General features: G+C 73.2%; 3 protein-coding genes. All 3 read right to left on the reverse strand.

Features of this window, described 5'->3' with window-relative positions; all coding sequences use genetic code 11:
* The coding region (locus ABT129_RS37800; RefSeq protein ID WP_351910769.1) for a carboxyl transferase domain-containing protein at positions 1-285 on the reverse strand (285 nt) is incomplete at its 3' end.
* 163 nt (positions 286-448) lie between these two features.
* Positions 449-2,770 (reverse strand): polysaccharide lyase 8 family protein, encoded by a 2,322-nt coding sequence (locus ABT129_RS37805; RefSeq protein WP_351910771.1) that lies wholly within the window; start codon positions 2,768-2,770, stop codon positions 449-451.
* A 120-nt stretch (positions 2,771-2,890) separates the two neighbouring features.
* The gene (locus tag ABT129_RS37810) at positions 2,891-6,748 is read right to left on the reverse strand and encodes an endo-alpha-N-acetylgalactosaminidase family protein (RefSeq protein ID WP_351910773.1); all 3,858 of its coding nucleotides are present in this window, start codon (positions 6,746-6,748) and stop codon (positions 2,891-2,893) included.
* Positions 6,749-7,002 lie beyond the last annotated feature (254 nt).

Consider the following 7,002-nt stretch of genomic DNA (forward strand, 5'->3'; position numbering starts at 1 on the left):
CTCGACCGTCCCCCAACCGGTGATCACACCATCGGTGAACGGCTTCTTCGCCTCCAGGCCGAAACCCACGGCCCGGTGCCGGCGCAACTGCTCGACCTCACTGAAGGAACCCGGGTCGAGCAGCAGCTCGATGCGCTCGCGCGCCGTCAGCTTGCCTTTCGCGTGCTGAGCCTCGGTCGCCCGGTCGCTCGGGCCGCTCAGCGCCTGCTCGCGCAGGACGTGCAGCTCGGCCACTCGGCCACGGGCGTCGGTGGGCTCGCTCGGGATCTGGTCCACAACGGTCATGTTCCGACCCTACGAAGTCGGACAAGAAAACCCCGCCGTCCACTCCGTACAGTCTCGCGTGTCGATTCCTGGTGGGGCCGGACAGATCCGCCACCTGTCCGGCCCGAGTCAACAGCCAGATACCCCTCGTGTTTGTAGGGGTTCGACATAGACCTCGGTGGAGCTAGCCCAGGACCTCGCAACGGTGGGTCGCGCCCCGCGTACCCGGCGTGATCCGGAGCCGTAGCGTGCGCCCGGTGGCGAGGACCTCCACGGAGGGGTCGTGGGAGAGGACCCGGCGGACCGGCGAGTCCCAGACCAGTTCCAGGGGCTGCCCGGTGCGGAGCGGTTCGGAGACCCTCAGGTCGAGCACCGAACGGCGGCGGCGGACGAGGACGCTCGCGGGGGCCGTGGTGGTGAGGGGCCCCACCGTACCGGCCTGCCAGAGGTTGGCGGCGGTCAGCCCGAGGGAGGGGACGGCTATGCCCTGCCGCTCGGCGGTGTTGTCGAGTACGCGCAGCCAGCCCGGGTCGGCGGCGCGGGCCGCGAGCGCGCGCCGGGAGGCGCCCGGCATCAGGAGGTAGACGTACGAGGCCGCGACCGGGTCCGTGCCGTGGTCCAGCCAGAGCGTCTGGTAGCGGCGGGTCCGGCGCTCGGTGGAGCTGGTGGTGTTGATGTCGCTCCAGGCCCCGGTGCGGTCCTCGCGCAGGGTGCGGAGGTCTCCGGTCCCCCCGGGGAGGACCCAGCCGCCGTGGCCGTCCAGGTGCGCCCAGCGCGCGCCGGTGGTGAGGGCCTGGGTCCCGGCCTCGCCGAGGAGGCGGTTGTCCACGACCGTCTCGACGGGTACGCCGTCGGTCGCCGTGATCCCGGCGCCGAGGCAGACGACCGCGTCGGCGGCGCAGAACCAGGACTTGCGGGCCTCCAGGGTGGAGCCGAGGCCCTTGAGGTGCTGGCCGACGGCCGCGTACTCGCCGTCGGTGGCCCCGCCGACCCAGCGCACGGCCGGCTTGGGCGCGCCCCACTCGCCGCCCGCCCGGTCGGCGAGCGGCCTGGTGGAGACGGTGGTGCCGGGGAGGCGGTAGGGGTCGACGGTGGGCCAGAACCAGTCGGTGTACTGGTCGCCGAGGTCCGGGGTCCACCAGGAGAGCATTCCGGCGCCGGTGTGCCAGCCGCGCGGGTTCTCGCCGTTGCCGCACTCGTAGTACGTGATCCGGTCCGAGGCCATGGCGATGTTGGCGGCCCAGCCGGGGCGGCGGTGGACGGCCCGGTCCATGGCGGGGAAGAGCCGGTGGCCGGTGGGTTCGGGGGCGGCCGGGACGGGGGCGTCGGCCACCGCGTGCAGCCGGGCGAGGTCGGCGACGCCGAACTGGCGGGCGGTGAGGATCGGGGAGACGGTGTCGCGCCGGATCCAGCCCTTCACGCGCGCGTGCCAGCGGTCGCGCTCGGCGGCGGAGGCGCCGCCCGCCAGGAGGGCGATGGCCGCGATGACGCCCTGGCCGTGGAAGTGGTCCGAGCGCATGATCCGCCGGTCGTCGTTCCTGAGCAGACCTCGGCTGATCGCGCGCCCGTTGACGCTGTCCATCATCAGGCCGTCGTAGATGAGGGGCGCGTAGGCCTTCTCGACGCTGTCGAGGACGATCTGGCGGTTCGGGTCGGTGACGGCCCAGGCGGACCCGGCGAGGAGGGTGAAGAGCCGGCCGAGGCCGTCGAGCATGACCTGGCCGTAGGTGCCGGAGTAGGCGACCCAGGTGTGCTGGACGAAGGAGCCGTCGGCGTAGAGGCCGTCGCCCTGGGTGACGTACGGGAAGACGGGCGAGAGGGCGTCCCGGGCGAGGGCGATCTTGGCGGAGTTCGCGCCGAGGACGCCGCGCAGCGCGACCGAGCGGCACAGGTCGACGCGGTTGGCCCCGGTGGAGGTGCCGGTGTAGTGCGTCAGCACGGAGTCGGGGACGAAGTGGTCGACGGCGGCGCACGCGGCGGCGATCCGCTCGGCGCCGAGGTGCGGGTGGAGCACGGCCACGATGTCCATGAGGAGGCGCGGGCTGCCGATCTGCCACTCCCACCAGTTGCCGTAGCGCGGGGCGCCCGCCCGGTAGACGGTGGCGGCGAGGTGGTCGAGGCCGCGCAGGACGTCGGCGAGCAGGCCGTCGTCGCCGGTGAGGCCGGTGCCGGGCTGTGCGTAGGCCTGGGTCATGGTCCAGAGGCGGCTGTAGCTCTGGGTGACGCCGGCCGGCGGGTCGAAGGGGGCGTCGGGCCAGAGGGAGGTGGCGGTGGGGGCCAGGCCGGTGCGGAAGGCGCGCGCGAGCGTGCCCGTCTCGGCGAGGCGGGAGGCGTAGGGCTCGGCGTTGGCGTCGAAGCCGGAGCCGAGCTGGAGGTCGAGCCAGCGGAGCCGCAGCACCTCGAACTCGTCCGGCGCCGCGTGGGCGGTGGGGGGGAGTCCGAGGGCGGCGGCCGCGGCGGAGGCGGTGACGAGGAAGGTACGGCGGGACCAGGCGGGGACGGGCACGGGAGCCTCCCGGGGGAAGTGGTGGAGACCGTTCGGCGCCTGGTGTAGCACCGGATTTCCGACGCAATCAATGAGCACGGCACGGCCTGCCGAAAGCGCTTTCCGGCAGGCCGTGTCCGTTCAGCTCCCGCAGTGGAAGCGGGCGGCACCCCAGTCGGCGTGGTCGTTGCCGTTGCCGTCGCCGCCGTCGTCGACCACCAGGTCGACGTAGGAGGCGCCGGTGACGTCGGCGGTGAGCGACCAGGCGGTGTCCGTGGCCTTGAGGACCGGGGACTTCACCTTCTCGGCGCCGTCCGCGAGGACGGTGAACCGGACGCTGCCCCGGCTGGTCTGGACGTCGTCCACGCCGACCTCGGCGGTGAGGGAGGTGCACCGGCCGCCCAGGAAGTAGCGGACGGTGGCGGGGGCGTGGCTGCCCAGGCCCTTGGCGTACGCCACTCCCCCGATCCGCAGCGGGGAGCCGTCGCCGGTGCCGGTCTCGCCGTTGGAGAGGTCGCGCTCGACGGGGCCCCAGCCGTTGGTGGCCGAGGTCCATTCGAGGTCGCTGGCCCAGCTGTCGGCGGTGGGCGGCGGCGGCAGCGTGCGGACGGAGGTGGCGGCGGAAAGCTTCCGCTCCCCTCCCCCGGTCGTGTACGTGAGGGAGGCGCTCAGCGGGTACGCCTGGTGGGCCGTGTCCACGGGCGGGGTGACCTGCCAGGTGGCGGTGGCCCTCCCGCCCGCCGCGACGGTGCCGAGGGCGACGGGCGCGGCCGGTTCGGCGGTCCAGCCCGCCGGGAGGGTGAGCCGGGCCGTGGCGCCGGAGACGTCGCCCGCCTCGTCGTTGCCGAAGGTGGCCGTGACGCGGTTCGGGCGGCCGGGCTCCAGGGTCTCGGGCCCGGTGACGTCCAGCGTGCCGCAGGCGGCGGGCTCGGCAACCGGGCCGAGGTCGGTGACGGTGAAGCCGTCGAGGACGAAGTCGGCGCCGTCCGGGGCGTCACCGCGCTTGCGCAGGCCCGTCCAGGTGTCGCCGCAGCCGGCGGTGACGGTCTCGGTGAAGTGCCCGGTCGTCCGCTGCTGCCCGAGCGGGGTGCGGCGGGTCTCCACGGAGCTGCCGTTCGCGCGGTCGTAGCCGGTGATCCACTCGTACGCGCCCGCGTGGCTGGACTGGTAGGCGTACGCGACGCGGTAGCTGTGGCCGTCCTTCATCGGGACGGTCCAGGGCGCGGTCCGGTAGACCAGTCCGCTGTTCTCGTCGTGGGACTTGAGGGACTCGGCGCCGCCGATGACGTCGTCGACCAGCTTCCCGTTCCAGCCTGCCTGGGTGTACGGGGCGTGCAGCTGGGCGATGTGGGTGCGCGGGTCGGTCGTGCCTCCGGAGTCGCCCTTGAGGAAGGGGCCCCAGCCCTGGTCGACGGCCTCGAAGTCCTCGTACGCCACGGCCCCGGCCCTGGTGGCGGGGGCGTTGGCGACGATCCGTACGTCGTCGATCCGGACGGTGGCGGCGCTGCCGCCCGCGGCTTCGATCTTCAGCGGGGTGCCGCCGCGCGGCGCGGTGAAGGTGACCTTGGCCCGCTGGAAGCGGGTGCCGTTCCAGTCGGAGGCGGCGACCCGGTCCTGGAGCGCGGAGCGTTCGACGGTGACGGACCTCCCGCCGATCGAGAGGGTGGTGGGCCGGGTCTTCCCGGCCTCGACCTCGATCAGGGCGGAGGCGGTGTAGCTCCTGCCGGGGGTGAGCCCGGTGATCCGCTGCCCGACCGAGGCGGTGGCGGTGCCGGAGAGCTTCGCGCTGTTGCGGCCCTGCCCGTCGGTGTCACGGGCGACGGTGCCGGCCTTCGTCCAGCCGGTGAGCCCGGTGTCGTTGAAGCCGGGGTCCTCGACCGGGGTGCCCTGGCCCCACTTCGGGGCGGGCTGTCCGGGGGCGCGGTCGGGGTACAGGACGTAGGGCTGCCCGGCGACGGCGTCGAGGGTGATCCTCCCGCCGGTGGGCCGCACGGTGGCGGTCTTCACGCGCCCGTTGTCGGTGAGCTTGTACACCGTGTACGAGCGGGCGCCGGCCGGGACGGCCCAACTGGTCGTGCCGCCGTCCTTGTTGTAGTGGTAGAGCTTCCCGCCGTCGTCCCAGGGGAGCAGGTAGTCCTCGCCGTCGAGGACCTTGCGCCCGTTGTCGTAGAAGGTCCGCGCGCCGTTCTCGACGGTGCCGCGGACCCCGCCGGTGAAGGTGAGGTCGTTGCCGTTCCAGCGGGTGATCCTCTGCTGCTGGAGGTACTTGGCGGGCAGGTTCCGCTGCCAGATGTTGGCGGTGAAGTCGTTCCAGTCGGTCTCGCCGGTCCACCCCTCGAAGTCGACGAGGGCGGTCTGGCCGAGGACCGGGTGGTTGTTCCAGACGTCCTTCTCGCCGTTGCGGATGAAGCGGACGATCTGCGAGTTGAGGCCCTTGTTGGTGGCGCCGCCGTAGTCGAGGTCGTTGGCCCAGTGGGACCAGAGGGAGGCGCGCTCGAACTTCTCGGACCACTCGGTGGCGACGTTCCAGCCCTGCTTCTGGACGGCCCTCATCGTCTCGTCGGCGATCCAGCCGTGGGTGTAGTAGACGTCGATGTAGAGCGTGGAGAGGTTCCGGTCGGTCTCGTCGCGCAGCTGCTGGAAGCGGCGGGCGAGGTCGCCGCTGTTGATGTCGCGCCGCTGGTCGATGTAGTAGCTCTGGTTGAGCCAGTTCCAGCCGGGCTTGGTCCTGTCGACCAGGGTCTCGCTGAAGTTCTTCGCCTCGGGGTACGACTCGGTGGCGTTGACGTGGACGCCGAAGTCCGCGCCCCACCTGCGGCCCTCCTTGAGGAGGACGTTGAGGTCGGCGAGGCCGCCGGCCCGCTTGTTGTAGTTGCCGCCGTAGTCGGGGTGGGCGGAGTCGTGGCCCTCGGAGCCGTACCCCTTGAGCAGCGCGAACTGGCCGAGTCCGTCGGTGGAGAGCGAGATCCGCTTGACGTCGTCGAGGGTGCGCAGGAAGGGGTGGGTGGCCTGGGAGGCGAAGTTGAACGGGATGTGGGCGACGACCCGGTCGGGGGTCTCCTCGCTGCCCGGGGCCTTGATCCCGATCGTGCGGAAGGCGACGGCGCCGTCCTGCCAGTCGGTGGTCCCGTCGGCGTTGGCGTCGGGGGTGACGACGACCTTGGCCCAGGGCAGCGCGTCGCCGCTCGCGGGCTTGGGGGCCCCTTCGCCGCGGTAGGTCCACTGGCCGGACCAGACGCCGACCCGGGTCTCGGTGCCGCTCCTGCGGGCCTGGTGCCAGAAGCGGGCGCCGTCGCGGGCGGACGCGCCGGAGGGCTTGTCGTAGCTGGAGTTGGACTCGACGGCGGCGGCCAGCTGCCCGGTGTTGACGAGGGCGTAGCTCGCGCCGACCGGGTTCGCGTCGGCCGCGGTGGCGTCGGTGACCCGCGCGAAGACGTCGGCGGTACGGGTGGAGTCCGGGTCGAGCCGGGTGAACGCGGTCGCAGCGCCGGCGTCCGAGGAGCCCACCGAGACCAGGTCGTGGCCGGGTATGTCGAGGGTGCCGACCCGGAAGCCCTCGGTGTCGCGGACCGCGGTCACCCGGAAGGTGGTGGTCCGGCCGTCGACGCCGAGCCGCGCGTCGATCTCGACGCCGGGCAGGTCGGGGAAGGTGAGGGTGTACGCGGCGGAGGAGCCGGTCAGGACGGGGGCGGCCTTGGCCCGGACGGCGTGGGCTGTGCCGTTGAGCACGACGTGCGTGACCGGGGCCGTACTGCCGAGGAGCCGGGCGCCGGTCGCGCGGTCGGTGTACGAGAGGACGCGGGGGAAGTCCTCGGCGACGGCGACGGAGAGCCGGGAGGAGGAGATCACGGGGGTGGCCGCGGTCGTGGCCCCGGCGGCGGCGGGCGCCCGGCTCCCGGTGCCCTCTGCCAGGGCGGGGCCGGCCAGGGCGAACACGGCGGATGAAGCGACGGCGAGTGCGCAGGCCGCACGGACTCTTCGCGAAGGGGGGAGGGACATGCGCACTAGTTGGCCCCGCCCCGGCGGCACCGTCAACGAGATCGCGCCGCGCGGGCCCCTCCAGTCCAAGAACCCCCTTCGGTTAGTCCAAGTGACCACCGGAGGGGGCGTCCTGGCGCTGTGCGGCCGCCGCGGGGGTCAGCAGCCGCCGCAGTTGTGGAAGGTCACGTCCCAGTGGTTGCCCTCGTCGGCGTAGACGTTGCCCGCGCCGGACTTCCACTGCGGGGCTCCGTCACCGCGGACACCGATGTACG

The sequence above is a fragment of the Streptomyces sp. NPDC002057 genome (assembly GCF_040296665.1).
GTDB lineage: Bacteria > Actinomycetota > Actinomycetes > Streptomycetales > Streptomycetaceae > Streptomyces.